General features: G+C 55.9%; 2 protein-coding genes. Both read left to right on the top strand.

Features of this window, described 5'->3' with window-relative positions:
- Positions 1–1,569: hypothetical protein (locus DMG62_22495; GenBank protein ID PYY20687.1), on the top strand; the 1,569-nt coding region annotated here is incomplete at its 5' end.
- Between the two features lie 672 nt (positions 1,570–2,241).
- Positions 2,242–3,752: hypothetical protein (locus DMG62_22490; protein PYY20686.1), on the top strand; the 1,511-nt coding region annotated here is incomplete at its 3' end.

Here is a 3,752-nt window from a genome sequence, read left to right as displayed (position 1 = left end):
GCCGCGCTGATCATCTACGTAGTGATTCACGGAAGCTCGACAATCCAAGTTCGCTTCGAGGCGAATCCCGCCGGAACTGATATTTTCGTGAATGGCGAGCACTGCTCCGCACCCTGCGCGGCCAAGCTGAAACCCGGCAAGTACGCCGTTGAAGCCACGCACGATCAGTACACGACGGTAAGGAAAGAAATCGACGTCACCAAGCCGTATACGGAATCGCTAACCCTCACCGCGATTTCAGCTGGACCAGCCCGTCCAGCACGCGTGGGCACATTGGCTCTAGCAATCAATGTTGACAGTGCCGATATCTTTGTCGACGGACAACTAAAAGATAGAGCCCACGGCAAGAACGCCAGGATCACGGTAGCCGCCGGCAGCCATCAGATTCGCCTAGAGAAGTCCGGCTACCAGCCCACGACGCTGCCAGTCGAGATTGCCGAAGGTTCCGAATCGGCACTGGCATTCTCCCTGGAGAAGGGAAGCGGCGCAATCACGGAGAGTACTTACCTGATCGTAAGCTCCGTTCCCAATGCATCACTCGTAGTCGATGGCAAGTCTGCGGGCAATGTGCAGGCCGACGGGAAAGCGTCGCTGACGGTCCAGCCGGGCAAGCACCAGGTGCAGGTGAGCCTCGACGGATATGAGAACGCCTCGAAGAACGTAGTAGCCAGGGCCGGCGATCGCGTGAATGTGGCCCTGAATCTGAGAGCGATTCCCAAACCGGTACCAGCCATAGCCTTCTTCGCAGCCGATTCACAAAACATCCAGGCAGGACAGTCCACCACTCTGAAATGGGAAGCACAGAATGCCATCGAGGTCTCACTCGACGGCGAGACCATTTCGGGAGCGAGAGGATCGAAGTCCGTCAGTCCCGGCGCAACCACAAAGTACATGCTGATCGCCAAAGGTGCGGGAGGACAATCCCAACCCAAGACGCTCACGGTAAACGTTGCCGCAGCCGCAGCCCCAGCCGTAACGGCGAAAATGCCGTCGATCGGGAGCTTCGATGGGCCCGACAAGATCACTCCCGGGCAGAAGGCCAAACTAGTCTGGCAAACCGACAATGCAGATAGCGTTACCATCGATCCCGAACTCGGCACTGTAAAGCCCAGCGGATCCGGTTACGTAAATCCGACTAAGGACACGAAGTACACCCTGATCGCCAAGAGCGCTGCCGGGACCAAGACTCAAGAGGTGACTGTACTCGTCGAAGCTCCGAAGGCAGCCGAAGCCAAGCCCGCCGCTCCCGCTCCATCAACAGCAGGCGGCAGCGAAGATGTAGTGCTCATCAAGGATCTCCTCGAGCACCGCTGGAAGAGCGCGTATGAGTCCAGTAACGTAGCAGCGGCGAGAGCGATCTGGCCCACCATGTCCAAGGACCTGCAGAATGCCATCAAGAACGCCCACGGCATCAGGCTGGAACTGATTTGCAATCCTTCTGTCAGCGGCGACATGGCAGTGGCGCCCTGCAGCCAGACCGCGTTTGTAAGCGGCAAGCCCAACCCGGGATCAGTCACTTTCACTCTGAGTAAGAGCAGCGGAACCTGGCTCATCCAAAACAGTAAGTAAGCGAAGCTGGTCTCCCGTCGTTTCTGTTAGTGGAGACCTGTACGCTAAGACTGTCATTCTGAGGCCTTCTTTTGGCGAAGAATCCCCCGGAATGCGTCAGACTCAATGCCGCGTCCCGGCTCTTTCACGGGGATTCTGAGTTCGAGCCTTAGCGCTTCAAAAGCCCAAGAGGAAGCCAGACAGCTGATGTTTGGCAAGAGAGAAAAGCAAATTCCAATTTAAGGTAAACGCGCAATGATCCAACTCGTAAGGGATGGCTTTAAAGAACTCTCCGTCTATTACTCAAGTAGTTACTAATCCCTATAAGTGATTTAACTAATTAGATATCTATCGACGGCCGATAATAAACTTCGGCTCGTGGCACAAAACGCCCGAAACCAGCATTCCAAGCCGATTCCATGATGAGTCAGCATCGTTTCGGGAAACATTTCAATAATTCACAAGCTATTATCTAGCTGTGGGATGCAACTCAAGCAGTTAACAACCTTGCCTATAGTTTTCCACAAACCAAAGTCCCTGTTTTTCATTGACACTTTCGTACTTCCCGCATGACAATGACGCCCACTCCTCCGCCAGCTAGTCAGTAGCGTTTTCGGTCCCCTCCTCCGAAAACCATGGCCGAGCTGTCCACAACAAAGGGTGACCTCAATGGCGCGTTCCACTCCGTCGGGTATGTTCCGTTCTCTGCTCTTTTTTGCTCTTTTTCTCTATGCGGCCACGGGCATTTGTGTAGCCCAAGAGGACACAACTACAGTCCTGACAGTACCGACTTCAGCGACACTGGGCACGCCCGCGACGCTGACAGCCACGGTGGCGGATACGCCGACTCCTGCGACCGCGCCGGTTGGCGCGGTTTCCTTTTTTGACGGCGGAGTTTTGATTGGCAGCGCGACGCTGGACGGTGCCGCTCCAGGTGTGGCTACGTTTAGCACGTCGGTCCTCAGCGTCGGTTCGCACTCCATCACCGCGACATTCGTCGCTGCGAATCTTGCGAATTTCAACCCCAGTAGTGCTTCGGCCGTTTTACAGCCTATTGCCCAACGCACGACGACTACTTCGATTGCGGTGACCTCGCTCATCACTGTCAGGAGCGCAACTGCTGTTAGTGCCGCAGTCAACGATCAGACCTTCGGAGCTTCATCGGGCACATCTACAGCAACCGGAAACAACCTGACCATCAACCGCTTCGGCCACTCCGCAACGCGATTGCCGGATGGAACCGTCTTGATTGTTGGAGGAAGTACAGATGGCAGTGCAGCAAATGCTCAAAAGAATGCGGAAATATACGACCCAGTCGGCGGAACATTTACGGCACTTGATGCGACATGTGTGACGCTCGCCAAGTGTCTCGCTACCGCCCGCTTGGGACACACTGCTACGCTCCTGCCGAATGGCACGGTGCTGATTGCTGGTGGTACGGACACAGGCGGGGTCTCCCTAGCCAGTGCCGAGATATACGATCCCGTAGCACAAACATTCGCTGCGGCTAATCCCTTGAACGTGGCGCGCACAGAGCACGCCGCCACATTATTGCCTGATGGATCGGTATTGCTCGTGGGTGGCAGCTCGGACGGTACCGCTGCGGGTGCGCTTTCCTCCGCTGAGGTTTATTCCGGTGGCACATTCACGACCACCACAAATTCTCTGAGCACCGCTCGCTTCGGACTAACCGCGACGCTGTTGGCGACCGGCAATGTTCTCATCACGGGCGGCACGGACACGACAGCGACGACGTTAGCGACGACCGAAATATTTACACCGACAGGGACTCCGGCATCGACGGGCGCGTTCGCCGCTGGTCCTTCGATGAATTCTGCCCGGTTCGACCACACAGCTACGCTGCTACCAGATGGCCTTGTACTTATCACGGGCGGAATTGTTTCAAGCGCTGTAAGCAACACACTCGAGCTGTACTCTTCGCTCGCTGGAAACTTCACTGCAGTCACTGCTAGTGGTAACCACAACTTGACGGACAACCGTTCGGGCCATGCTGCTACATTGCTGAACAACGGTCTCGTTCTCTTTGCGGGTGGCGAGAACGCGACGACACCAACTGTAGTCAATACCGCAGAGCTTTACACGCCCTCATACGACCCGCAAGGCACTGTGTCATTAACCTCAGACAATGGCGCCGACACGCTCGTCGGTTGCACTCTTACGTTGAGCGGAACTGGTGAGACTAC

The sequence above is a fragment of the Acidobacteriota bacterium genome (assembly GCA_003225175.1).
Classification (GTDB): domain Bacteria; phylum Acidobacteriota; class Terriglobia; order Terriglobales; family Acidobacteriaceae; genus Gp1-AA112.
The sequence above is the reverse complement of the archived record's forward strand: the minus strand, read 5'-3'. Positions and strand labels throughout refer to the sequence as shown.